Here is a 24,398-nt window from a genome sequence, read left to right on the forward strand (position 1 = left end):
CAGCCGTCCCGCTCACCGCACCCGGCCGGCGCGCGAGTCGTTCTTCGCCGCCCTGGCGTGACCCCATTGATGGCGAAATGTCCTAGTTAGGTTAGGCTATTCTCGCCCGTCAACGACCGCACGCCTTCCGGGGATCCCATGACCCGCCGCCCACGGGCCGCGCTCGCCGCCGGCCTCGTCGCCGCCGCTCTCGGCCTCACCGCCTGTTCCGGCGACGGCACCGAGCCCGACGCCGTCGCCGCCGCCTCCGACGACACCCTGGTCGTCTACAACGCGCAGCACGAGCAACTCACCCAGGAGTGGGCCGACGCGTTCACCGAGGAGACCGGCATCGAGGTCGTCCTGCGCAACGGGTCCGACGCCGAGCTGGGCAACCAGCTGGTCCAGGAGGGCGACCGGTCGAGGGCGGACGTGTTCCTCACCGAGAACTCGCCCGCGATGTCACTGGTCGAGAACGCGGGCCTGCTGGCGCCCGTCGACCAGGCGACGCTGGACCAGGTGCCGGAGCAGTACCGGCCGTCGTCGGGGCTGTGGACGGGCATCGCCGCGCGCTCCACCGTGTTCGTCTACAACCCGGACGAGCTGTCCGAGGCCGAGCTGCCGGCGTCGATCATGGACCTCGCGGGGCCCGCCTGGAAGGGCCGCTGGGGCGCGGCGCCGGGCGGCGCTGACTTCCAGGCCATCGTGTCCGCGATCCTCGAGCTGGAGGGCACCGACGCGACCAGCGCCTGGCTGGACGGGATGAAGGAGAACGTCACCGTCTACCAGAACAACATCGCGACCATGAAGGCCGTCAACGCCGGCGAGGTACCGGGCGGGATCATCTACCACTACTACTGGTTCCGCGACCAGGACGGCACCAAGGAGAACAGCGGCAACACCGAGCTGCACTACTTCCGCAACCAGGACCCGGGCGCTTTCGTCAGCGTCTCCGGCGGCGGCGTGCTCGCGTCGAGCCGGAACCAGGACGAGGCGCAGCAGTTCCTCGCGTTCCTCACCGGCAGCACCGGCCAGGAGATCCTCGGCACCGGCTACAGCATGGAGTACCCGGTGGCCGGCGGCGTCCCGGCCAACCCGGCACTGCCTCCGCTGGACACGCTGCAGGCGCCCGCCGTCGACCCGTCGAACCTCAACAGCGTCGAGGTCACCGATCTGATGACGGACGCAGGGCTGCTCTAGGAGTCACGCCGTGTCCGTCACCTCCGTTCAGACACCGCGGCGCGCGGGCCGCGACGCCGGCCCCCGCCCGCCCGTCGCACTGGTCGTCGTCTGCGCCGCGCTGGCGATCGTGCTGCTGGTGCCGCTCGGCTACGTCGTCTCCGTGGTCGCCGACGTCGGCTGGGCGACACTGGAGCCGCTGATCTTCCGGCCGCGGGTCGGCGAGCTGCTGGTCAACACCGTCCTGCTGGTGGTGCTGGGGGTGCCGCTGACGGTGCTGCTGGGCGTCGGCGGGGCGTGGCTGGTGGAGCGGACGACGCTGCCGGCGCGGCGGTTCTGGGCGGTCGTCCTGGTGGCGCCGCTGGCGATCCCGGCGTTCGTGAGCAGCTACGGGTGGGCCAGTGTGGTGCCGTCGATCCACGGGCTCAGCGGCGGGCTGCTGGTGTCGGTGCTGGCGTACTACCCGCTGGTGTACCTGCCGGCGATGGCGGCGATCCGCGGGCTGGACCCGGCGCTGGAGGAGTCGGCGCGGTCGCTGGGCTCGAGTTCGTGGGCGGTGTTCGGCCGGGTCGTGCTGCCGCAGCTGCGCCTGGCGGTCCTGGGCGGCGGGCTGATCGTCGCGCTGCACCTGCTGGCGGAGTACGGCGCGTTCGCGTTCATCCGGTTCGACACGTTCACGACGGCGATCGTCGTGCAGTACCAGTCGACGTTCGCCGGCCCCGCGGCCGGCGCCCTGGGCGTCGTCCTGTCAGCACTGTGCCTGACGTTGCTGATCGCGGAGGCGGGTGCGCGTGGCCGGGCGCGGTACGCGCGCATCGGGTCGGGGGCGCCACGGGCGGCGGTGCCGCAGCGGCTCGGCGCCTTCACACCGCTGGTACTGCTGGCGCTCGCCGCGCTGGGCGTCGCCGCCGTCGCCGTCCCGCTGGCGAGCGTGGTGCGATGGCTGGGGCGGGGCGGCGGGGGCGGTGCGTGGTCGCAGCCCGAGCTGCCGGCGGCCTTGACGCAGACGGTGCTGCTGGCCGGCGGCGGCGCGGTGGCGGCCGTGCTCGTGGCGCTGCCGCTGGCCTGGCTGACGGCGCGGCACCCCGGCCCGCTCGCCCGGCTGCTGGAGGGCACGTCGTACGTCGCCGCCAGCCTGCCGGCGATCATCGTCGCGCTCGCGCTGGTGACGGTGACCCTGCGGGTGCTGCCGGGGCTCTACCAGACGGCGTTCACCGTCGTGCTCGCCTACGTCATGATCTTCCTGCCGCGGGCGTTGGTGCCGCTGCGGTCCGGGATCGCGCAGGCGCCGGTCGCGCTGGAGGAGACGGCACGGTCACTCGGCTACACGCCGCTGGTCGCGCGGCTGCGGGTCACGCTGCCGCTGCTGGTGCCGTCGCTCGCCGCCGGTGCCGCGCTGGTCGGGCTCGGCGCCGCCAACGAGCTGACGGCGACGCTGCTGCTCGCGCCGACCGGCACCCGGACCCTCGCGACCCAGTTCTGGTCGCAGGCGTCGGCGATCGACTACCCGGCCGCGGCGCCGTACGCGCTGCTGCTGATCCTGCTGTCGGTGCCGGCGGTCGCGCTCATGTTCGCCCAGTCACGGAGGTGGGGTGTCCGATGACCACGCTGTCTCTCGCCGGCGTCGCCAAGTCGTTCGGCCGGGTCGAGGTCCTGCGGGACGTGTCGCTGACGGTGCCCGCCGGGACCCGCACCGCCGTCGTCGGGGCGTCCGGGAGCGGGAAGAGCACGCTGCTGCGGCTGATCGCCGGGTTCGAGCGGGCCGACGAGGGCTCCATCACGCTGGGATCGACGACCCTGGCCGGGCCGGGCCGGTTCGTCGCGGCCCACCGCCGCGGCATCGGCTACGTCGCCCAGGACGGCGCGCTGTTCCCGCACCTCACCGTCGAGCAGAACGTCCGGTTCGGGTTGCCGCGGCGGCACCGCGACCCCGCCCGCGTCCGCGAGGTCATGGAGCTGGCCTCGCTCGACCCCGCGCTGGCCGGCCGATACCCGCACCAGCTCTCGGGCGGGCAGCAGCAGCGGGTCGCGCTGGCCCGCGCCCTCGCCCCGCGGCCCGCCGTCGTCCTCCTCGACGAGCCGTTCAGCGCCCTCGACACCGGGCTGCGCGACCAGACCCGGCAGGCCGTCATCGACGCCCTCGAGGCGAGCGACGTCACCACCGTGCTCGTCACCCACGACCACGACGAGGCGCTCTCGTTCGGCCGGCAGATCGCGGTCATCGCCGCCGGCCGGCTGGTGCAGTCCGGCCCGCCGTCGGCGGTCTTCGACAACCCCGTCAGCACCGAGATCGCCGCCTTCCTCGGCGCGGCGATCGTGCTGCCCGCATCGACGTCCGGCGCGGACGGCGTGGAGTGCGCGCTCGGCCGGGTCCCCGTCCGGCACGACCGCACCGGCGGCGGCCCGGCCGCCCGGCTCCTCCTCCGGCCGGCGCAACTGGGGCTGAGCCCCGCGAACGGCACCCACAACGCCGTCGTCGAGGACGTCCGCCCACGCGGGTCGCACGCGGAGCTGCTGCTGCGGACCGCGGGGGCGGCGCCGGTGCTGATCCCGCTGCGCGTGCCGGCCCACGAAGGCCCCTCCTACCACGCCGGGATGACCGTCTCGGTCACCGTCACCGGCGGCGGGGTGCTCTACCCGGCAGACTGACCAGCGTCGTCACCCGGCCGGCGAACCACCGGACGGCGACGCCGGCGGCGAGGGAGGCGGCCAGGGCGAGGCCCGGGTGGATGTCGTCCAGCCAGGGGTAGACCTGCCAGTGGACCAGGTAGACGTAGAGCGAGCTGCCGGCCAGCACGGCCACCACCCGGTGCAGCGGCGCCGGGCAGGGCACGGTCGCCAGCCACACCAGCAGCGCCACTCCGCCGACGATCGCCAGATCGCGCGCGGAGTCGCCGAAGAAGCCGGGCACGGTCGCCGCCAGCACGACCGTCAGCCCGAGCCGCTGCCACCACCGCGACGCCCGCGCCGCCGCCCAGCCGAACGCGAACAGCCAGAACACCGGCATGGTGTGCGGGACGCCGAGGTCGACCAGCTCGTAGCGGCCGAGCAGCCCGAGCCCGAGCAGCACGACCGGGAACGCGAACGGGAACCGCCGCTCCAGCCGGTCGACGAACGGGACGGCGAGCAGGGCGGCCAGGACGACGAGGATGTAGAGGAGCACCTCGACGAACCAGAAGTGCCAGGCCGGCGTCCATGACGGCGGCCCCAGCAGGCCGTTGAGCAGCAGCACGTTGAGCGGCCCGTACTGGTCGGTCAGCAGCACCACGCCACCGATCCAGACGACGGCGGGCACGGCGATCCGCGCGATGCTGACCGCCTGCTGCCGCAGCCGCGTCACCCGGCCGGCGGCGGTCAGCCGGAACCGGGCGAACCCGAAGCCGGCCACCGCTATCAGCACGTGCGCGCCTCCGAGCAGCGTGAACAGGCCGGCGTGGGTGCCGACGACGCAGACGATCGCCAGCGCCCGCAGCGCCGCACCGGTCTCGACCCGGCGCATCCGCCACCGACCGCGACGGGCGACGGCGGGCGCGGCGGCCAGCTCGCGGATCGGCGTCAGGTGCCAGTTCGCGGGGACGGTACCGAGCTCGTCCTCCAGCCGGATCGACACCTCGACGTAGGAGAGCGAGTCGCCGCCGAGGCCGGCGAACGTGCTGTCGAGCGACGCGTCGGGGCGGCCGAGCAGCTCGGCGTACAGGGCCCGCAGGCGCTCCGGCAGCGGCCCGCCGTCGTCCGCGGGAGCGGTGGACGAGGACGCGGCCGCCGCCGTCACCAGCGCACCCAGCGCCGGGTAGTCGACCTTCCCGCTGGCCAGCCGCGGCGTCTCCGCGACGGCGGCGACGGTGACCGCCCCGGCGGGCAGGCCGAACCGGCCGGCGATCTCCTGACGGACGTCGTCAGGCGCGGCTCCCTCGACGGCGACCAGCAGCGCACCATCCGCACCGGTGCACCGGACGGAGACGCCCGGCCCCGTCAGCGCCGCCTCGACGTGGTCGAGGTCGACCCGCAGCCCGGCGATCTTCACGAACCGGCTGCGCCGCCCGACGATCTCGTACAGCCCACCGGCCGTGCGCCGGGCGAGGTCGCCGGTGCGCAGCGCCGTCACCGTCCGGCCGAGCGCGAGATCGGCGGGCGACGTCGCATACCCGAGCATGACGTTCGGCCCGCGGTAGACCAGCTCGCCGACGTCCCGCGTCGTCGCCTCGGGCGCCGGCTCGAGGGTGAACGAGCCGCCCGGGATCGGCACGCCCACCGCCTCCGGATGGGCCGCTGCGAGCGCCGGCGGCAGGTACGCCATCCGCGCGGTCGCCTCGGTCTGCCCGTACATGACGACGAAGTCCCAGCCGTCGCGCCGCCCCAGCCCGGCGTAGCGGCGCACGTGCTCCGGGTCGAGCCGCCCGCCGGCCTGGGTGACGTAGCGCAGCCGCGGCAGCCGCCGGCCGGCGAACCCGACGCGGTCGAGCAGGTCGAACGTGTGCGGGACGCCGGCCAGCGCCGTCGCGCCCTCGGCCCGGAACAGGTCCCAGAAGCAGGCGTCCGCGACGGACAGGTCGGTGAGCACCACCGCCGCCCCGCGCAGGAGGTGGGTGTTCACGACGGACAGCCCGTACACGTAGTGCATCGGCAGCGTCGTGACCGCTCGGTCGGTGTCGCGGATGCCGAGGAACGTCACGATCGACTCCGCGTTGGCCTGCACGTTCTCGTGCGACAGCCGGGCCAGCTTCGGAGACCCGGTCGACCCGGACGTCGGCATCAGCAGCGCCAACTCCGGGTGAAGGTCGTGCGCGGACGCCGCCCGGCGCACGTCCAGCTCGCCGCCGGGCAGCAGCACGGCGTCCGGGTCGTACGCGGCCGCGACGGCGCCGGCCTGCGCGGGCGGCACCAGCAGCGCGACGTGCCCGGCGGCCAGCGCGGCGAGGTACGTGACCAGCTGGCCGGCGTCGTTGGCACCGCTGACGAGCACCAGCTTCCGGCCGGCGCCGAGCCGGTCCGCCGTCGCGCCGACCCGCTGGGCCAGCTCGCGGTGGGTCCAGCGCTGCGTGCCGGCGACGACGGCGAGCCGGTCCCCGTGGCGGGCGAGGTCGCGCGCGAACGGGACGGCGGCAGGAGTGGCGGCCGAGGGCTGGGACAGCGGCGACACCAGCGTCATGACCTACTCCAGCACGTCCGTCTAAGGCGAGCCTTACCTTAGATGGACGTGCGGGGCATTTCAACACCAGTGGGGCAAGGCATCCCCCGACGCCGGCCGTGGCCGCGGCTCAGAACCGCAGCCACGTCCCGGCCAGCGGCTGCTGCTCGACGCCGGGCCGGGTGTAGTCGCAGACTCCGCCGTCGAACACGGTCGTGAGGCGTTCCCACTGCGCGTCGGTCCAGTCCACGGCGTAGTCCGAGCGCAGTGGCTCCCGCAGCGCACACTTGACGACGTCGGCGGCGACGGACTCGCCGGCCACCTCGCGCGGGAACGACGCCGTCGGGTACAGCTGCTCGCAGGCGCTGGACGGATCGCGGGCCAGCCGCTCGGCGATGAAGACCGGCTCGGCGTCGCGGGTCATGCATCCCTCGACCAGCGCGGCGGGCCGGGCCGCGGCCACCCGCTCGACGCCCGGCTCACCCGGCGACACCGCCAGCGTCCGCAGCCATGCGTCCATGCCGTCGACGGCATGACGCAGCAGCGGGCTGTCGGTGCTGAAGCCGGCGTAGCGCATGTCCTCGACCAGCCCCACGACGTTCGCGGCGGACCCGTTGGCCTTCTCCAGCCGGGCGAGCATCGAGAACGAGTGGTAGCGCACGTGCAGCTCACCGTTCGGGTTGTCGTCGCGGTAGGTGCGGTAGTCGATGATCGGGATCTCGGCCAGTCCGCCACCGCCGCTGGTCAGCCGGCCGGTGCGGTAGGCGGCCCGGATGGCCACCGGGTCGCCTGTCGTCCGCGACGGCACCAGGTTGGCGTCGTGGTCGAACCCGCCGACGTGCTCGTTGAGGTCGAGGAACTGGTCCGGAGTGATCGTCGCGTCGTTCAACGCGGCCAGGCCGTACTGGACGCCGACGTTGTCGAGCGGGCGACGGGCGAATCCCGTCGCCGGGTCGCGGCCGTAGACGTTGGCGGCGTGGTCGTAGACACCGCACCGGACGCCGCCGGGGTTGGCCGACGGGTCGTAGCGCTGCGCCTCCGGCACCATCGCGCAGTAGGAGCGCGGATCGATCCTGCGGGCGCCCTCCGCGACGGTGGCCGCGGTGGCGTCCGTGGCGAACCCGGTGACGGCCATCCGCTCCGCCTCGGTCCACGCCGCACCGCGGCCGGTGAAGTAGGCGTCCAGCAGCCAGGCGTCGGAGATCATGTTGACGGTCGCGAAGCCGACGTCGGGGAACGAGCAGCCGACGATGATGCCGTCGAGGATCCCCGGGTAGTTGTCCGCGATCTGGTAGGCCTGGTACGAGCCACCGGAGCAGCCGAAGCCGATCACGTGGTCGACCGGCCCGTACCGCTCGACGAACCGCTCCTTCACCATCGACGCGGTCTCGGCCGCCGTCACGTCGTTGCAGTTCGAGCCGAACACGTTGAGCGACGACGACATCAGCCCGTACCCCTGCCCGAGCAGGTACGGTTCGACCACACCTCCGGTGTTGCGGCCCTGCCGGTACCAGCCGTTGGTGCATCCGCCGCCGAAGGTGAACACGGTCGCGCCGTTCCAGGCCGGTGGCGGCGCGGACGGGCCGGGCGCGGCGTCGGAGAGCGGGTCGTGCAGCACGGTGGTCTGGTAGACGGCGCGGTTGACGGTGCCGGTCTCCATGCGCACGACGAACGGCACCCGCACGCCGCCGCTGGTGGTCGTGGTGACCAGGTCGGCCGGGTACTCGGTGGCACCGGCCGGCCACGGCGCGAACGTGTCGCCCGTCGTGCGGTAGAAGTGGTCGACGCGGCCCGCGATCGAGCAGTTCTCGTCCAGCGGGGCGCCGAGCGTGCCGCCGATGACCGGCACCGTGAACTGCGCGGTCTCGCAGCGGAACGGCTGCTGGTGCGGCCCGGAGAAGACCGGCCCCTCGATCGGGTGACCCGCCAGCCTGGCGGTGGTGCGCGACGCCGCCGTCCCGGCCTGCGCGGCCAGGACGTTGGCGCCGTCGCGCAGCCCGGCGACCAGGCCGGTCAGTGAACGACCGGCCTCGTCCGGAACGAGTGACGCGGTGACGTCGACGTCGTTGACGCTGACCGCGACGGCGTCCAGCGGCACCGCGTCGTCCGCGACGTCGACCCGTACCAGAGCGTCGTCGCCGGTCACCGCGTCGGGCCGGCTCGACAGCACGCTCAGCGCGAGCGTGCCGTCGCCCTCGGAGTCACCGGCCTCCGGTGTGGTGACGGTGACCGTGCCGGACGCGCGTCCGGCCCGCGCCGGGCGGCCGGGGTCGGGCTCGGCGAACGCGTAAACGCGGACCTCGTACGCCGTCTCCGGCGCCAGCCCGGTGACGTCGAGCGAGGTCTCCCCCGCGCCGACCCGGCCGGCCAGCTCCCACAGCTCGGTGCCGGCGACGCGCAGCTCGACGTCGTAGCCGTCCGCTCCGCCGGTGGCGTCCCACGAGACCCGCGCCGCCGACGGCGACGACGCGCTCGCCGTCACGCCGGTGACCTCGCCGGGTACCGGGTCGCGGGTGACCATGACCGCGTCGGCGATCACGAACCCGTCCGCGGCGTTGGACAGCTCCACCCGCCCGGCCGCGCCCGCCTCGAACCGGTACGCCCCGAGGTCCACCCAGACCCCCGGCCGCGTGTCGCCGACGACCCGGGCCTGACCGCGTTGGTCGACCCGCACCGTGGTCGCGCCGTCGGCGTGGTGCACGGTGAACGGCGCGTCGGAGGCGCGGTTGGCGTGCGCGACGGCCCAGGCCAGCACGTGGTACTCCCCCGTGACCGGCACGTCGACCTGCCAGCCGGCAGTCCGGTCGCCGGTGCCGGCCGGCGCGGACCGGTAGCTGACGCCGTAGTACGGGTGGCCGGCCTGCCCGGTGGACCGGCTCCACGTGCCGGTCATCCGGAACGCGCCGACCGACTCGTCGTCGAGGACGATGTCGCGGTGCGCCTCGTCGGACGGGTGCTCGGCGGTGATCAGCGTGAGCTCGTCGGGCGCGATCGTCGTGCCGCCGAGCCGGCCGGGCTCCAGCAGCGTGAACCGGATGCGGTGCAGTCCGCGCTCCAGGTCGACGGTGCCGTGCTGATAGGTCTGGTAGGCGGCGCCGACGTCCAGGCTCGGGTCGAACACGCCGTCGGGCAGCACCTGCCCGTCGACGCTCACCTGGATCCGGCCCGCGTCCTGGCCGCGGGCGTACCGGACGGCGACCTCGAAGGCACCGTCGTCGCGGGTCAGCCGGAACGGCAGCTCCAGGTAGTCGCCCGGGCCCGTGGCGGCGTAGCGGAGCGCGGCGCCGCCGCGGGCGTTCTCATCGGCGACGGCCTCCGGACGCGGCTCGGGCACCCGCTCGCGGACGGTCCGGTCCAGCGGCAGGTGGACGACGGGGTCGGCGGCGCCGTCGGCGTCCCGCGAGCCGGCGAGCGCCGCGACCTCGTCCGCCGTCAGCACCCGGTCGTAGAGCCGGACCTCGTCGACGCCGCCGACGAGCCGGTTCGCGCCGTCGGGCCGCTGCCCGACGTGGATGCCCTCGCGGGCGCTGAACGCGAGGTCACCGGTCGGCGTGGCCGCCTGAGCGACCGGCACGCCGTCGACGTACAGCTCGATCGAGCCGCCGCCACGGGTCAGCGCGACGTGGTGCCACCGTCCGTCGGCGTACGCGCCGGGCGCGGTGAGCGAGGCGGTCGCCTGACCGGTGTCGACGAGCGCCTGGATCCGGTCGCTGCCCGGCTCGGCGCGCAACCACCACTGCGCGGTGGCCGAGCCCCAGCCGTAGGCCCACAGGACCGACTGGGAGTCCTGGCCACTGGTCCGGAACCAGGCCGACGCGGTGAACGTGTCGCCGGCGCCGCGGACCGCGGCGGTCGCCGGGACCTCCAGGTGGTCCTCGCCGCCGAGGGCGAGCCCGCCGTCGGCCGCGACCGGCGCGCCGGTGACGACCGCGTCGTTCCCGCCGGCGACGTCATGGGTGATGGTCCGCGTGGCCGGCGGGCCGGTGGGCGGCCGGGTCTTCGCGCCGGCGGCGTCGCCGAGCTCGACGGCGTGCTCCGTCAGGCCGGTGGCGCCGGTGTCGCGGCCGCCGGTCAGCCAGGTGAGATCGAACCGGGCGACGGCCAGCCGCGCGGGCGAGCCGAGGATCTCGCCGTCGCGGCCGTAGAACAGCAGGATCGTGCCGTCGGACAGCACCGCGAGATCGGAGTAGTACGACGGACCCGGGTTGACGATCGTGTCGTAGCGGTAGGTCGCGCCGTCGTCATAGCTGACGGAGACGGTGAGCGCCTCGCGGCGAGCGGAGTCGGGCCGGGCGTGCAGCAGGCGGCCGACGCCGTCGGGACCCTCGAAGCGCAGGAACCCGGCGTCGACGGCGGGGTAGCGGCCGGTCGCGGGCTCGATCACCGGGTCGGACCACGTCTCGCCGCCGTCGGTGCTGACGGCGCTGATCCGCTGCCGGTGCCCGCCCGCCGCCGACCGCCCGTTGACGACGATCGCGCCGTCGGCGCGCTCGTAGATGCGGCTCTCGTTGATCGGGTAGTTGACGTCGACCGGGATCGGCTCGCCGGTCTGCCAGCTGGCGCCGTGGTCGTCGCTGTAGATCATCGAGACGCCGTAGAGCCGCTCCGGGGTCGTGTGGCCGACGACCTCGCGGCGGTGCAGCACCTGCATGACCAGGCGGCCGTCCTCCAGCTGGATGCCGTGGCCGGGGCCGGGGCCGTGCAGCGTCCAGTCATAGGGGTTGCCGGCGAACAGCTCGTCCAGCTCGACCGGGGCGCTCCAGGTGACGCCGTCGTCGGTACTGCGGCTCAGGTAGATCTCCTGGCGGTCGCCGGAGCAGCCGGTGTTGCCCGGGTCGAGCAGCGACAGGCCGAAGAACAGGAAGATCTCACCGGTGTCGCCGTCGACGACCGGCGTCGGGTTGCCCCACGACTGCCCGTCGTCCGACGGGACGACGATGCGGCTCGGCTCCCACGTGTCGCCGGCGTCGGTGCTACGGCGCAGGACGATGTCGCGCGGCCCGGCGTCGCAGACCTCGTGCCGGCCCTCGGTGAACGCCAGGATCGTGTCCGCCTGCGTCACCGCCAGGCCCTGCACGTGATAGCTCTCGTGCGGGCCCTCGGCGGAGTCCCACAGGACGGTCTCGTCGAACTCCCCCGGCCGGTCGGCGGTGGCGCCCGCGGTCTCCGTGCCCGCCTGGCCGGCCGTGCCCGCCTGGCCGGCCGTGGCCGCCTGGCCGGCCGTGCCCGCCTGGCCGGCCGTCGCCGCCGGGGCCAGTCCCGCCACCACCACGGCGGCCAACGCCACGCCCATCGCCCGCCACCGCCGCCGAGTTCGCCACGTCCGTCGTCGCACGCCGCCTCCTAATACGTATTAGGCAGATGCGGACGACGTTACCGGGACGTTTCGGATGGGGGCAATGGCTCGCTCACGCACCGGACGACGCCACGAGGCGCCACCACCACCGCCGCCCCGCGGTAAAGTTGATCTTGGAGTTCTTCGGCCATCTACCGGACATTCCGGACTCGAGCGGCGAACAACTCCAAGATCAACTTCAGGTGGGTGGCGAGTTGGACGGGCTGAGCGCGGCGCCGCGCCGGAGCGGGCGTCAGGCGGCGGCGCAGCGGGGGCAGGTGCCGAAGATCTCCAGCGTGTGCGACACGTCGGAGTAGCCGTGCTGGTCGGCGACGGACTTGGCCCAGCGCTCGACCGCCGGACCGGCGATCTCGACCGTGGCGCCACAGGACCGGCAGACCAGATGGTGGTGGTGCTCCTCGCGGACGCAGCGCCGGTAGACCGCCTCACCCGCGTCGGAGCGGAGCACGTCGACCCGGCCGTCGTCGGCGAGGGTCTGCAGGGTTCGGTAGACCGTGGCCAGACCGACGCCGGCACCGCGGGCGCGCAGCAGGGCGTGCAGTTCCTGGGCGCTGATGAAGTCCTCGGTCTCGTCGAGCACGTCGTCGACCGCGGCGCGCTGCCGTGTCCGGCGGTGTTCCTTGGCCGGCTGTTCGCGTACCGTCACCTGAGTCGCTCCCTGTCGATTCTCATTACCAACGAGAGTCTATCTCCGAAGACCCATCGGAGACGAGCGCCGCACGGACCCGCCGCAGTGAACCCGCCCGGCGAACGGGACCGCACACCGGGCGGGCGACACCCCACCTCCCAACGACTGGACACCGCGAACCCGTTCCGTCCGGGTGGTTTTGACAATGGTTGTCAGTCTTGATGAGAATGTGTCCCATGAAGAACCGTCGTGCGGCCGCGGCCGCGCTGAGCTCCGTCGCCCTCGCCGGACTGGCCCTCACGGCCTGTGGCTCCGACGACGACCCCGCCGCGGGCGGCGACGGGCTCACCGTCGCAGCATCGTTCTACCCGCTGGCGTTCGTGACCCAACGGGTCGCGGGCGACCACGCCACCGTCGACAACCTCACCCAGGCCGGCGGGGAGCCGCACGACCTCGAGCTGACCGCCCGCCAGGTCGGCGAGATCTCCGACGCCGACCTGGTCGTGTACCTGGCCGGGTTCCAGCCGTCCGTCGACGAAGCGGTCGAGCAGAACGCCGAGGACCGCGCCGTCGACGTCGCGGGTCTGGTCGAGCTGCTCGACGAGCCGGAGCACGACGAGCACGGCGAGGAGGAGGACCACGAGGGGCACGACCACGGCGACCTCGCGGGCGACCCCCACATCTGGCTCGACCCGACCAACCTGGAGCCGATCGCGGCGGCCGTCGCCGACCGGCTGGCCGAGGCCGACCCTGACAACGCCGACGCCTACCACGCCAACGCCGACGCGCTGACCGCCGAACTGCGCGAGCTCGACCAGGAGTTCGAGACCGGCCTGGCCCAGTGCCCGCAGCGGGTGTTCGTCGTCGCGCACGAGGCCTTCGGCTACCTCGCGCACCGTTACGACCTCGAACAGGTCGGCATCTCCGGCATCGACCCGGAGGCGGAACCGTCGCCGGAGCGGCTGGCCGAGGTGCATGACGTCGTCCGCGAGGAGGGCGTCACGACGATCTTCTACGAGCGCCTCGTCAGCCCGGACGTCGCCGAGACGCTGGCCGGCGACCTCGGCGTCCAGGCCGCCGTCCTCGACCCGATCGAGGGACTCACCGACGACACCGCCGACCAGGACTACTTCAGCCTGATGCGGGCCGACCTGGAGGCACTGCGAACCGCCAACGGCTGCTCGTGAGTACGGTGACCCCATGAGATCCGCCGTCGTCGACGTCCGCAGGCTGCGGGTCGACCTCGACGACCGCCCGGTGCTGCACAGCGTCGACCTCAAGGTCGTCGAGGGCGAGGTCGTCACCCTGCTGGGCGCCAACGGATCGGGCAAGTCGACGCTGGTCCGGGCGACGGTCGGCCTGGTGCCGGCCGCCGACGGCGAGGTGCGGCTGTTCGACACGCCGTTGAAGTCCTTCCACGACTGGTGGCGGGTCGGCTACGTGCCGCAGCGCACGACGGCGGCGGGCGGGGTCCCGGCGACGGTCCGCGAGGTCGTCGCCGCCGGACGGCTCTCCCGGCGAGCGCTGTTCCGGCCGGCCGGCAAGGCCGACCGCGCCGCCGTCGACCACGCCATCGAGCTGGTCGGACTCACCGATCACGCCACTCGAAGCGTCGCCAGTCTGTCCGGCGGGCAGCAGCAGCGGGTGCTCATCGCCCGGGCCGCCGCCTCGGAGCCGGACCTGCTGGTGCTCGACGAACCCAACGCCGGCGTCGACCACCGCAGCCAGGAGGCGTTCGCCCGTGCGCTGCGCACGTTCGTGGCGTCCGGCCGGACGGTGCTGCTGGTGCTGCACGAGATGGGCCCGCTGGCGCCGCTGGTCGACCGCGGCGTCGTGCTCGACGGCGGCCGCATCGTCCACGACGGCCCGCTGCCGACACCGCCGATGACGCTGACCGGCCCGCCGGACCACCACGACGACCACCGCGAGGACTACGGGGCGGGCCTGTTCGGATGAGCTTCCTCGACTACGACTTCATGCACCGGGCCCTGATCGCGGCCGTCCTGACCGGCCTGGCGGCGCCCGCCGTCGGCACCTACCTGGTGCAGCGGCGGCTGGCGCTGATGGGCGACGGCCTCGGGCACGTCGCGCTGACCGGTGTCGCCGTCGGCCTGCTGACCGGCTGGGCGCCGGTATGGACGTCAGTGGCGGTGGCCGTGCTCGGCGCGCTGGCCATCGACGTCGTGCGGGCCAAGGGCCGGGCGTCGGCCGACGTCGCGCTGGCGATGCTGTTCTACGGCGGGATCGCCGGCGGCGTGCTGATCACCGGCCTGGCCGGCAGCACGGCGGCGACGCTGAACACCTACCTGTTCGGCTCGATCACGACGGTCTCCCAGGACGATCTCTGGGTGGTCGCGATCCTGGCGGCCGTGGTCATCGCGCTGGCCGTGGGGCTGGCGCCGCAGCTGTTCGCCGTCTGCCAGGACGAGGAGTTCGCCCGGGTCAGCGGCCTGCCGGTGCGGCTGTACAGCATGCTGATCGCCGTCATGGCCGCGGTCACCGTCACCGTGGCCATGCGGACGGTGGGCCTGCTGCTGGTCAGCGCGCTGATGGTGGTGCCGGTGGCGACGGCGCAGCAGCTCACCCGCAGCTTCCGGACCACCTTCGCGTTGGCCATGCTGCTCGGCGTGGTGCCGTCGCTGGGCGGCGTGGTGTTCTCGTACTACGTCGACGTCGCGCCGGGCGCCAGCATCGTCGTCGCGTCGCTGATCGGCTTCGTGCTGGCCTGGCCGGCCGGTTCGCTGCTGCGCCGGCGGCGGGCCAGGCGCTCCGTCAACGGCGAGGACCCGCGGGTCACCGGCGCGCACGTCCCCACCGAGCAGCACCCGCACCAGCACGAGCCCGAGTGCGGCCACCCCACCGTCGAGCACGGCGACCACACCGACTACCTGCACGACGGCCACCTGCACGCCGCGCACGGGCGCCACTACGACGAGCACTGACCACCCGCGGGTGGGGCGAGAGCCTGTCGGTGGCATGCCTCACAATGGGGCGAATGGACGGGGGAATCGACGACCTGCTGCGCGAGCAGGCGCCGCAGGTGCTGGGTGCGCTGGTGCGCCGCTACGGCCATTTCGACGCCGCCGAGGACGCCGTCCAGGACGCGCTGCTGGCGGCCGCGGTGCAGTGGCCCGACGACGGCGTGCCCGACAACCCGCGGGCGTGGCTCATCACCGTCGCGTCGCGCCGGCTGACCGACCAGCTGCGCAGCGAGTCGGCCCGGCGCCGGCGCGAGGAGTCGGCCGCGGCGCTGACGCCGTCCGACGCCCAGTTCACCGCCCCGCCCGCCGACGAGCAGCCGCCCGACACCGACGACACACTGACGCTGCTGTTCATGTGCTGCCACCCGGCGCTGTCCGCGCCGTCGCAGGTGTCGCTGACACTGCGCGCCGTCGGCGGTCTCACGACGACGCAGATCGCGCGGGCGTTCATGGTGCCCGAGACCACCATGGGGCAGCGCATCAGCCGCGCGAAGCAGAGCATCAAGACCGCCGGCGCGCGGTTCGACCTGCCGCCCGAGGAGGACCGCGCCGACCGCCTCCGCGCCGTCCTGCACGTGCTCTACCTGATCTTCAACGAGGGCTACACGGCGACGTCCGGAGCCGACCTGCAGCGCGTCGAGCTGGCCGCCGAGGCGATCCGGCTGACCCGTCAGGTGCACCGTCTGCTGCCCCACGACGGCGAGGTCACCGGGCTGCTGGCGCTCATGCTGCTCACCGACGCCCGGCGGCCGGCCCGCACCGGCCCCGACGGCAGCCTGGTGCCGCTGGCCGAGCAGGACCGCGGCCGCTGGGACAAGGCCGCCATCGACGAGGGCGTCGTGCTGGTCACCGGCGCGCTGCGGCACGGCGAGCTGGGTCCGTACCAGGTGCAGGCGGCCATCGCGGCCGTGCACGACGAGGCGCCGGCGTCCGAGGACACCGACTGGCCGCAGATCGTCGCGCTGTACGAGGTGCTGGAGCGGCTCTCCCCCAACCCCATGGTGACGCTCAACCATGCCGTCGCGGTCGCCATGGCCGACGGACCACGGGCCGGGCTGGCGCTGCTCGAGACACTGGCCGGCGACAGCCGGCTGGCCGAGCACCACCGGCTCGAGGCGGTCCGCGCACACCTGCTCGAGATGGCCGGCGACGACGATGCCGCGCGGGCCGCCTACCGGCTGGCCGCACAGCGCACCACGAGCCTGCCGGAACAGCGCTACCTGGAAGACAAGGCCGCTCGGCTCACCCCGCCGAAATGATCAGAACGTCACCACCAGAAATGAGGTCACCGATTTCAGCCTGTGGTTTCCCGCCGGCGCTCGACGAATGCGCACAGCAGTCGCGCGAACGTCCGCCGCCGTTGCGCCGCGGCCGTCACCAGCCGCGATCCGTCGCCGCTCAGCATCAGCACACTGCGCCGGTCATCAGCGGCGTCGGCCGCGACGAGGCGCCGTTCGGCGAATGTCTCGTCAATCATGGCGACAACCGCATACAGAGCAGGCCGAGCCCACATAATCTGATGAAGAGGAATGCCGCGGTCGCCGGCGAGAATGTGCCCGCAGGAGCGCTATCATGACGCGTTCGATCGTGGCGAGTGAATCATTCTCCGGTGTGCTGGCGGACATGCCTGTTAATTTGCACGTGGTTGTACGCATACAGGTGAGTTTTCGGTGCTCAGAGGAGCTGTCATGAACGCGTCGGAAGGGCCCGCGGAGCGGCACCCCATCGGGTACTGGCTCAAGCTGGTCGATCGTCTGATCGACCAGGGGTTCGACGCTGTCCTGGGCAGCGCGGCGGTCACGCCGCGGCACTGGCAGATCCTCAACCTGCTCGAGGACGGCCCGGCCAGCTACGCCCAGATCGACGACGAAGCGGCGCTGTACCTCGCGCCGCACATGCCCACCGTCCGCCCCGTGGTCGACGACCTCTGCAACCGCGGCTGGGCCATGCCCGTCGGTCCCGACCGCGTCACCCTGACCGAGACCGGCGTGAAGGCGCTCAGCGACATCCAGTCCCGGGTCGCCGCCGACCGGCAGCGCGTCACCGAGGGCATCACCGACGCCGAGTACCGCGCCGCCGTCGAGGTGCTGGCGCGCATGGCGACCAACCTGGGCTGGCGCGAAGAGCGCGACATGGGCCCGGTCTGACGGCGGCTCAGACGGCGGGCGCGGCGGGATCCGCTCCCCCGTACCGGCGGTCGCGCCGGGCGTACTGCTCGATGGCCGCCCACAGCCGGCGCCGGTCGAAGTCGGGCCACAGCGTGTCCATGAACACCATCTCGGCGTACGCCGACTGCCAGAGCATGAAGTTCGACGTCCGCTGCTCCCCCGACGGCCGGACGAACAGGTCGACGTCGGGAAGATCGGGGTTGTAGAGGTAGCGGCCGAGGGTCCGCTCGTTCACCTTGTCCGGACGCAGCCGCCCGGCTGCGACGTCGGCGGCCATGGCCGCGGCCGCGTCGCCCAGCTCGGCCCGGCCGCCGTAGTTGACGCAGAACTGCAACGTGATGACGTCGTTGTCGCGCGTGCGCTGCTCGGCGTCCTGCAGCTCGCTGATGACGCTCTTCCACAGTCGCGGCCGCCGCCCGGCCCACCGGATGCGGACGCCGAGCCCGTCGAGCTCGTCGCGGCGGCGCCGGATGACCGTGCGGTTGAAGCCCATGAGGAAGCGCACCTCCTCCGGCGACCGGCGCCAGTTCTCCGTCGAGAACGCGTACACCGACAGGCAGCGCACGCCGATCTCGATGGCCCCGTGAATGACGTCGAGCAGGACCGCCTCGCCGGCCTCGTGGCCCTTGGTGCGCGGCAGCCCGCGGGCGCCGGCCCAGCGGCCGTTGCCGTCCATGACGAGGGCGACGTGGGCCGGCACCAGTTCCGGCGGGACGGGCGGCGGGACGGCTCCGGACGGGTGCGGGGTGGGCGGGGTGTAGGTGCGCTTCACCGCTCCACCAGGCCGAGCGAGCGCAGCCCGCGTTCCAGGTGCCACTGCAGGAACGCCGCGGTGATGCCGCTGGCGTCGCGCCGGGCCCGCGGCTGGCTGGCGTCGGCGACCGGCCAGTCGCCGCTGAGCAGCGCCGCCAGCAGCGCGACGGTCTCGGCGGAGGGAGCGACGGTGCCGGCCGGCCGGCACGACCCGCACACCATGCCGCCGGCCTGGACGGAGAACAGCCGGTGCGGCCCGCGGGCGTCGCAGCGGGCGCAGTCCTCGAAGCTGGGCGCGAACCCGGCGATGGACAGCCCCCGCAGCAGGAACGCGTCGAGCACCAGCCCGGGGTCGTGCGCGGCGCCGGCCAGCGTGCGCAGCGCGCCGACCAGCAGCAGGTACAGCTGGACGGCCGGCTCGCGCTCCTCGGCGGTGAGTCGTTCGGCGGTCTCGAGCATGGCGGTGCCGGCGGTGTAGCGGCCGTAGTCGTCGGTGATGCTCATGCCGTACGGCGCGATGGTCTCGGCCTGCGTGACGATGTCGAGCGTGCGGCCGGTGGCGAACTGGCAGTCGACGTGCATGAACGGCTCGAGCCGCGCGCCGAACCGGCTGGTGGTGCGCCGCACACCCTTGCCGACCGCGCGGATGCGGCCGTTGCCCCTGGTGAGCAGCGTGACGATGCGGTCGGCCTCGCCCAGCTTCTGGGTGCGCAGCACGACCCCTTCGTCACGATAGAGCGGCACGCGACCTCCTGACCTGCATTCACGTCGCCACTACTTTAGTCCGTTCCCTCCCCGTCCTGTCGGACGCCCGGCCGGTACGGGCTCCCTCCCAGATGCCCGCGAAGCATGATCATGGTTCTCACGGCACGCCGCCGTACCCGGTGCGGAACGCCGTCCGCCGCCGCCGAGCATCAGTCCAGCAGCTCGTGGCCCAGCGACACGACGGCGACCACGATGATGAGACCGCGCAGCACCCAGTCGGGCAGCGCCTTGGCCAGCCGGCCGCCGCTGTAGCCGCCGATCGTGGCGCCGACGGCCATGACGGCGACGGCGAGCCATTCGACGTCGGCGTGGCCCATGAAGTAGGCGATCGTGAACCCGGTCGCGGCGGTGACGTTGACCGTCAGCGTGAGCAGGTTCTTGATGCCGTTGGACGTGCTCAGCGGCCGGCCGCTGAACGCGCTCAACGCGCCCAGCAGCAGGATGCCCTGCGCGGCCGCGAAGTAGCCGCCGTAGATGGAGCAGCCGAGGATCGAGAGGCGCAGGCCTCTGCTGCCGAACGGGTTGTCGCCGGCCCTCGACGCCACGCGGGCGCGCGCCATCGCCGCGAGCCTCGGCTGGACGATCACCAGGACCAGCGCGAACCCGATGAGGATCGGCACGATGACGTCGAGGGCGTCGGAGCTGGTGGTGAGCAGCAGGACGGAGCCGATGACGCCACCGCCGACCGAGATGTAGCGCAGGGCACGGATGTGCCGGCGATCCTCGCGCAGCTCCTTGCGGTAGGCGAGGGTGCCGCCGAGCGCCGAGGTCACCATCGCGATGGTGTTGGTCGTGACGGCCGCGGCGGGGTCCAGTCCCAGCGCCAGCAGGACCGGGAGGGTGACGAGCGACCCGGAGCCGACGGCCCCGTTGATCGATCCGGCTGCCAGGGCGGCGAGCAGGAGCAGGCAGAGCTCGATGACGGACATGGCACTCTTTCTCAGCCGGCTCTCGCCCGGCTGCGGCTCTGGCGAGGGGAGCGGCGCCCGTGCCGCTCACCCGGCGGAGCGGCTACTGACCGGTGAACTCCAGCAGCTCCCTGGAGTGGTCGATGTGGTTCAGCATGAGATCGCCGGCGAGGTCCGCGTCGCGGGCCGCGATGGCGTCGAGGATGGCCCGGTGCTCGGCCCACGAGGACGGCGCCCGGTTGGTGATGATGGTGGCGAGGTACCAGCCGGCCCGGCGCTCGAGGTCGGCCAGCAGTGCCAGCGACACCCGGTTGGCGCCGATCTCGGTGATGGCCCGGTGGAAGGCGCGGTTGAGCTCGATCAGCCGCCGCGGGTCCTCGTTGCGCTGGGACGCCTCGTGCCCCTGCGTGTAGATGGCCTCCAGCCGCCGCACACCGTCGTCGTCGACGTTCTGGGCGGCCAACCGGCAGCTGTCGGACTCGAGCAGGGCCCGGACGTGGAACACCTCGCGCGCCTCGCGGGCGGTCGGCTCGTGGACGAACGCGCCGCGCCCGGCGCGCAGGTCGACGAAGCCCGCGACGGACAGCGACTGCAGTGCCTCACGGACCGGTTGCCGGCTGACGCCCAGCAGCTCGGCCAGCGACTCCTCGGCGAGGTGTTCGCCGGGCGCCAGCTTGCCGAACACGATCAGCTCCTCCACGGCCTGGCGCACCTGCTCGCGCAGGCTGGCCCGGCGCATGACCGGGATGTCGCCCCGGGACAGCTGCCCGGCCGTGCCGGCCGGGGCGTCGAGGGAGTCGGAGGCGGCCATGGCTCAGAGCTCGGCGACGAGCTTGCCGAGGTCGGTGCGGGCGGTCCCGGGTAGCCACTGGGCCTCGAGGCGGACGCCCTCGCGCGACAGCTCGCGCCAGATGGCGATCTCGTCGTCGGTGGCGTGCACCTCCTTCGTCAGCCGCTTGCGGCCCGGCCCGGTGTGCACGTTGCCGACGTTGACCTCGCTCATCTTCAGGCCGGCGTCGTAGAGCGCCTTGAGCTCGGTCGGCCCTTTCACCACGATGATCGTCGGAACGTCGGACGTGGACTGCTCGACGATGCGCGCGGAGTCGGCGATCGTCAGGATGTCGGCGCGAACTCCGGCCGGCACCGCGAGGAGCATCAGGTTCTTCTGCGTGGGGTTGGCCGCCGTGGCGTCGTCGGCCACCAGGATCTGCTGGATGCCCAGCGCCTGCGTCCATCCCATGACGACCTGGCCGTGGATCAGCCGGTCGTCGACGCGGATCAGAGCGATGTCCATATCGATCCTCTCTAGGGCCTTTCCCATTGTCCATGCACGATCGTGTGGATGATCGCCGCCTCGTCGTCGACGACGATCAGGTCGGCCCGCAGCCCGGCGGCGACGGCGCCCCGATCGGTGAGGCCGAGCGAGCGGGCCGGGTTGCGGCCCGCCGCGGTGAGCGCCACCGGCAGCGGCACACCGGCCGCGAGCAGCACCCGGACGCCGTCGATCAGGGTCGACGTGCTGCCGGCGATGCCGCCGGACGGGGTGAACGCGCGGCCGCCGGTGACCCGCACCGCCGTGCCGTCCCAGCGGTGGTGGTCGCCGTCGGGCCGGCCGGCGACGTCGGTGCCGTCGCTGACGAGCATCAGCCGGTCCCGGACGCCGGGCAGCGCGGCGAGCGCGCCGATCAGCTCCGGCGCGACGTGCAGGCCGTCGGCGACGATCTCGAGGTACACCGACTCGTCGGCGAGCAGCGCGGGCACCGGGCCGGGGTCGCGGTGGTGGATCGGCGGCATCGCGTTGAACAGGTGGGTGGCCCGCCGGGCCCCCCAGCCGATCGCCGCCCTGGCCTGCTCGAACGTCGCCGCGGTGTGCCCGACCGAGACCCGCACGCCGGCCGCCGCGAGGGTGCGGACGGCGGACTCGGCGTGCGGCAGCTCCGGCGCGATGGTGCAGATGCGCAGTGCCCCGCCCGCGGCGGCGAGCAGTTCGGCGATGCGGGCCGGTTCCGGGTCGACGAGGTTCTCCCGCTGATGCACACCGCGGAAGTCCGGGCTCAGGAACGGCCCTTCCAGGTGGACGCCCAGCAGATCGGCGCCGCCGGGCCGGGCCGGCCCGGTCGCCGCCGCCAGCCCGCGCACCGCGTGCAGGATCCGGTCGAAGGAGACGGACGCCGTGGTGGCGACGAACGAGGTGACGCCGGCGGCGCGCAGCCGGCGCCCGATCGCCCGCAGCGCCGGCTCGTCGGCGCTCATGACGTTGTACCCGAGGCCGCCGTGCACGTGTGTGTCGACGAAGCCGGGCGCGACGATGCGCCCGCCGAGGTCGATCCGCTCGGCGCCGGGCGCGGCGTCGTCGTCGGGGCCGACGCCGGCGATCAGGCCGGCCCGGACGTGGACGGCGCCCGGCTCCAGCCGGCCGTCGGGAAGCAGCACCCGTGCGCCGGTCAGCACGTACTCGTCGGTCGCGGGCATGGCTCAGCCCAGGATGCCGAAGTAGCCGAGCACCAGTCCGACGACCAGGGTGCCCAGGAGCACCCAGACCGGCGAGACCCGGCGGCGGATCAGCGAGTAGACGATCAGTGTCGCGATCAGCGGCAGCAGCGCCGGCAGCACGAGATCGAGCTGGTCCTGCAGCGCGATGGTCTGCTCGCCGCTGGTGTAGGTCCAGGGCGTGGTGACCTTGAGCATGGTCGCCACCAGCGCACCGGTGACCGCGAGCCCGACGATCGTCGCGCCCCGCTTGATCTGGTCGATCTGCGCGGGCGAGAGCTTCTCGAAGAACTGCATGCCGGTGCGGTAGCCGGTCGCCGTGCCACCGACCCGCATGAGCACCTGGATGGCCAGCAGGGCCAGGAAGAAGATGATCGGCCCGGCGATGTTGCCGTCGATGGCCAGCCCGGCGCAGACCGCGGCCAGGATGGGCCGGATCGTGCCGAAGATCAGCGAGTCGCCGATGCCGGCCAGCGGGGCCATGAGGCCGACCTTGACGGAGTTGATCGCCTCGTCGTTCAGGTCGGTGGCGCCCTTGGCGCGCTGCTCCTCCATCGAGGCGGTGACGCCGGCGATGGGGCCGACCACCCACGGGTTGGTGTTGAAGTACACCATGTGCCGCTGGTAGGCGGCCGCCCGGTCGACCGGGTCGGGGTAGAGCCGGTCCAGCGTCGGGCGCATCATCCACCAGAACCCGAGGTTCTGGAACCGCTCGTAGTTGAACCCGCCCTGCAGGAGCAGGCCGCGAATCGTCAGCCGCCGGATCTCCCGGTTCTGCTCGTCTGGCCGCTCGAGGACCGCGGTGGCGGTGTTGCTGCTGTTCTCGGTCATGTCTCTTCTCCGCTCAGATCAGCGCCGACGACTGCGGGCTGGACGGCGTCTGCGGCGTGCGGTTGCGCAGGATGGTGACGACCAGCGCGGTCGCGATGATGGCGACGCCGATCACCGTGAAGTCGGTGAACGCGGCGACGGCGAACCCGGCGAAGAAGACCGGGAACAGTGCCTTGTTGTAGAGCACCGACAGCAGGATCCCGAAGCCGACCGCGGGCAGCAGCGCCGCCGACGTGTTCAGCGCGTTCTGGACGTCGTCGCTGAGTGCGTTGAGCACGCCCTCCAGCGCGTTGGCGCCGAACTGCAGCACCAGGAAGGTCGGCACGAAGTAGGCGAGGAAGTGGATCGCGTTGCCGATCCAGATGATGCCCAGGATCGTCCGTCCTCGTGCTTGTGCCGCTGCCGCGTCGGCGCGGTGCACCAGGAAGGAGCAGACGGTCTTCGCGAACAGCTCGCAGAACGTGCCGAGCACCGCTGCGGGGACCGCCGCCACCAGCGCCGTCTCGGCGCCCTGACCGGCGGAGATGGCCAGCGCCGTGCCGACGGCCGCGCCGATGGCGACGTTGGGCGGCGCGGTGCCGCCGAACGTCGCGGCGCCGATGAAGATCAGCTCCAGGGTGCCGCCGACGATCAGCCCGGTCTCGAGGTCGCCGGCGATCAGGCCGACGGCGGGACCGAGGATGATCGGCCGCTCCAGCTGCGGGTCGCCGAGGATCCGGCGCGCCAGGTAGGCCAGAGCGACCACCAGCGCGATGAGGAACGCCTGCCAGAGCGTCATGACACTCCTTCTTCCGGCCGGACGAGGGCTCCGGCGTCACGAATACCGTCTTGTCCCGCGGTGACGGCCCGGGCGGCGAGCTCCGCGGCCGACGCGGCGCCCGCGCTCAGCGCGAGGTCGATGACCATGGGCAGGTTGACGCCGGTGACGGCCTCCGCCCGGCCGGCCGCCGCCTCGGCGAGCGCGACGCGGGCCGGCGAGCCGCCGAGGACGTCGGCCAGGATCAGCACCCCGCCCGGCTCACCGGCGGGGTTCACCTGGTCGATCACCGCGGCCACCCGTGCGGTCAGGTCATCGACGCCGGTCCCCACCGGGAAGTCGACGGGGTGCACATGCTCGGTCGGGCCGACGATCATCTGCGCCGTCTCGACCAACGACGTAGCGAACGAACCGTGGCCCGTCACGACGATTGTTGTCATCCATACTGCATACAGTATGGAGCGAGACCGTCGCA

The 24,398-nt window shown here is 73.2% G+C and carries 21 protein-coding genes; 8 read left to right on the plus strand and 13 right to left on the minus strand.

Going from position 1 to position 24,398, the window contains the following annotated elements:
* Nucleotides 1-138 precede the first annotated feature (138 nt).
* Genes DZA62_RS27185 through DZA62_RS27195 form a run of 3 tightly spaced genes read left to right on the plus strand, consistent with a single transcriptional unit; the run spans nucleotide 139 to nucleotide 3,807 of the window.
* Complete coding sequence (locus DZA62_RS27185; protein WP_116952096.1) at nucleotides 139-1,179, plus strand: iron ABC transporter substrate-binding protein; 1,041 nt, start codon at nucleotides 139-141, stop codon at nucleotides 1,177-1,179.
* A 10-nt stretch (nucleotides 1,180-1,189) separates the two neighbouring features.
* On the plus strand, nucleotides 1,190-2,761 hold the full coding sequence (locus DZA62_RS27190; protein WP_116952097.1) for an ABC transporter permease: 1,572 nt from the start codon (nucleotides 1,190-1,192) through the stop codon (nucleotides 2,759-2,761).
* Nucleotides 2,758-3,807 (plus strand): ABC transporter ATP-binding protein, encoded by a 1,050-nt coding sequence (locus DZA62_RS27195; protein WP_116952098.1) that lies wholly within the window; start codon nucleotides 2,758-2,760, stop codon nucleotides 3,805-3,807. The genes DZA62_RS27190 and DZA62_RS27195 overlap by 4 nt, the downstream gene beginning before the upstream one ends.
* On the opposite strand, the gene DZA62_RS27200 is transcribed toward DZA62_RS27195, so the two are convergent.
* The 3 genes from DZA62_RS27200 to DZA62_RS27210 form a co-directional block, all read right to left on the minus strand.
* The gene (locus DZA62_RS27200; RefSeq protein WP_116952099.1) at nucleotides 3,773-6,307 is read right to left on the minus strand and encodes an AMP-binding protein; all 2,535 of its coding nucleotides are present in this window, start codon (nucleotides 6,305-6,307) and stop codon (nucleotides 3,773-3,775) included. The genes DZA62_RS27195 and DZA62_RS27200 overlap by 35 nt on opposite strands.
* Before the next feature lie 109 nt (nucleotides 6,308-6,416).
* The gene (locus DZA62_RS27205; RefSeq protein ID WP_157987942.1) at nucleotides 6,417-11,621 is read right to left on the minus strand and encodes a DUF6351 family protein; all 5,205 of its coding nucleotides are present in this window, start codon (nucleotides 11,619-11,621) and stop codon (nucleotides 6,417-6,419) included.
* 253 nt (nucleotides 11,622-11,874) lie between these two features.
* Nucleotides 11,875-12,288 (minus strand): Fur family transcriptional regulator, encoded by a 414-nt coding sequence (locus DZA62_RS27210; RefSeq protein ID WP_116952101.1) that lies wholly within the window; start codon nucleotides 12,286-12,288, stop codon nucleotides 11,875-11,877.
* A gap of 218 nt (nucleotides 12,289-12,506) precedes the next feature.
* On the opposite strand from DZA62_RS27210, the gene DZA62_RS27215 reads away from it, so the two are divergent.
* Genes DZA62_RS27215 through DZA62_RS27230 form a run of 4 tightly spaced genes read left to right on the plus strand, consistent with a single transcriptional unit; the run spans nucleotide 12,507 to nucleotide 16,510 of the window.
* Entirely contained in the window at nucleotides 12,507-13,457 is a 951-nt protein-coding gene (locus DZA62_RS27215; RefSeq protein WP_116952102.1) for a metal ABC transporter substrate-binding protein, read from the plus strand.
* Nucleotides 13,458-13,470: 13 nt separating this feature from the next.
* Nucleotides 13,471-14,226, plus strand: a complete 756-nt coding sequence (locus tag DZA62_RS27220) for a metal ABC transporter ATP-binding protein (RefSeq protein WP_116952103.1) — start codon at nucleotides 13,471-13,473, stop codon at nucleotides 14,224-14,226.
* The gene (locus DZA62_RS27225; RefSeq protein ID WP_116952104.1) at nucleotides 14,223-15,212 is read left to right on the plus strand and encodes a metal ABC transporter permease; all 990 of its coding nucleotides are present in this window, start codon (nucleotides 14,223-14,225) and stop codon (nucleotides 15,210-15,212) included. The genes DZA62_RS27220 and DZA62_RS27225 overlap by 4 nt, the downstream gene beginning before the upstream one ends.
* Before the next feature lie 53 nt (nucleotides 15,213-15,265).
* Complete coding sequence (locus DZA62_RS27230) at nucleotides 15,266-16,510, plus strand: RNA polymerase sigma factor (protein WP_116952105.1); 1,245 nt, start codon at nucleotides 15,266-15,268, stop codon at nucleotides 16,508-16,510.
* 35 nt (nucleotides 16,511-16,545) lie between these two features.
* Here DZA62_RS27230 and DZA62_RS27235 read toward each other — a convergent pair whose 3' ends face one another.
* Nucleotides 16,546-16,728: a hypothetical protein gene (locus DZA62_RS27235; RefSeq protein WP_116952106.1), complete on the minus strand. Its 183-nt coding sequence runs from the start codon at nucleotides 16,726-16,728 to the stop codon at nucleotides 16,546-16,548.
* A 211-nt stretch (nucleotides 16,729-16,939) separates the two neighbouring features.
* Between DZA62_RS27235 and DZA62_RS27240 the strand changes: the two genes are divergently transcribed.
* Nucleotides 16,940-17,398, plus strand: coding sequence for a MarR family winged helix-turn-helix transcriptional regulator (locus tag DZA62_RS27240; protein ID WP_116952107.1), 459 nt, complete (start codon nucleotides 16,940-16,942; stop codon nucleotides 17,396-17,398).
* A 7-nt stretch (nucleotides 17,399-17,405) separates the two neighbouring features.
* Here DZA62_RS27240 and DZA62_RS27245 read toward each other — a convergent pair whose 3' ends face one another.
* From DZA62_RS27245 to DZA62_RS27285, 9 genes are all read right to left on the minus strand, one after another.
* Nucleotides 17,406-18,191, minus strand: a complete 786-nt coding sequence (locus DZA62_RS27245) for an isoprenyl transferase (RefSeq protein ID WP_116952108.1) — start codon at nucleotides 18,189-18,191, stop codon at nucleotides 17,406-17,408.
* On the minus strand, nucleotides 18,188-18,916 hold the full coding sequence (recO, locus tag DZA62_RS27250; RefSeq protein WP_116952109.1) for a DNA repair protein RecO: 729 nt from the start codon (nucleotides 18,914-18,916) through the stop codon (nucleotides 18,188-18,190). Before recO ends, DZA62_RS27245 begins: the two co-directional genes overlap by 4 nt.
* A gap of 170 nt (nucleotides 18,917-19,086) precedes the next feature.
* A complete protein-coding gene (locus tag DZA62_RS27255; protein WP_116952110.1) occupies nucleotides 19,087-19,866 on the minus strand; it encodes a sulfite exporter TauE/SafE family protein in 780 nt (259 codons plus the stop codon).
* Between the two features lie 82 nt (nucleotides 19,867-19,948).
* On the minus strand, nucleotides 19,949-20,656 hold the full coding sequence (locus tag DZA62_RS27260) for a GntR family transcriptional regulator (protein ID WP_116952111.1): 708 nt from the start codon (nucleotides 20,654-20,656) through the stop codon (nucleotides 19,949-19,951).
* Between the two features lie 3 nt (nucleotides 20,657-20,659).
* Nucleotides 20,660-21,139: a PTS system mannose/fructose/N-acetylgalactosamine-transporter subunit IIB gene (locus tag DZA62_RS27265; protein WP_157987943.1), complete on the minus strand. Its 480-nt coding sequence runs from the start codon at nucleotides 21,137-21,139 to the stop codon at nucleotides 20,660-20,662.
* An 11-nt stretch (nucleotides 21,140-21,150) separates the two neighbouring features.
* Nucleotides 21,151-22,317, minus strand: a complete 1,167-nt coding sequence (gene nagA, locus DZA62_RS27270; protein ID WP_116952113.1) for an N-acetylglucosamine-6-phosphate deacetylase — start codon at nucleotides 22,315-22,317, stop codon at nucleotides 21,151-21,153.
* A 3-nt stretch (nucleotides 22,318-22,320) separates the two neighbouring features.
* Nucleotides 22,321-23,166 (minus strand): PTS system mannose/fructose/sorbose family transporter subunit IID, encoded by an 846-nt coding sequence (locus DZA62_RS27275; protein WP_116952114.1) that lies wholly within the window; start codon nucleotides 23,164-23,166, stop codon nucleotides 22,321-22,323.
* 13 nt (nucleotides 23,167-23,179) lie between these two features.
* On the minus strand, nucleotides 23,180-23,944 hold the full coding sequence (locus DZA62_RS27280; protein WP_116952115.1) for a PTS mannose/fructose/sorbose/N-acetylgalactosamine transporter subunit IIC: 765 nt from the start codon (nucleotides 23,942-23,944) through the stop codon (nucleotides 23,180-23,182).
* On the minus strand, nucleotides 23,941-24,363 hold the full coding sequence (locus tag DZA62_RS27285) for a PTS sugar transporter subunit IIA (RefSeq protein ID WP_116952116.1): 423 nt from the start codon (nucleotides 24,361-24,363) through the stop codon (nucleotides 23,941-23,943). Before DZA62_RS27285 ends, DZA62_RS27280 begins: the two co-directional genes overlap by 4 nt.
* Nucleotides 24,364-24,398: the final 35 nt, after the last annotated feature.

The organism is Jiangella endophytica (assembly GCF_003427025.1).
GTDB lineage: Bacteria > Actinomycetota > Actinomycetes > Jiangellales > Jiangellaceae > Jiangella > Jiangella endophytica.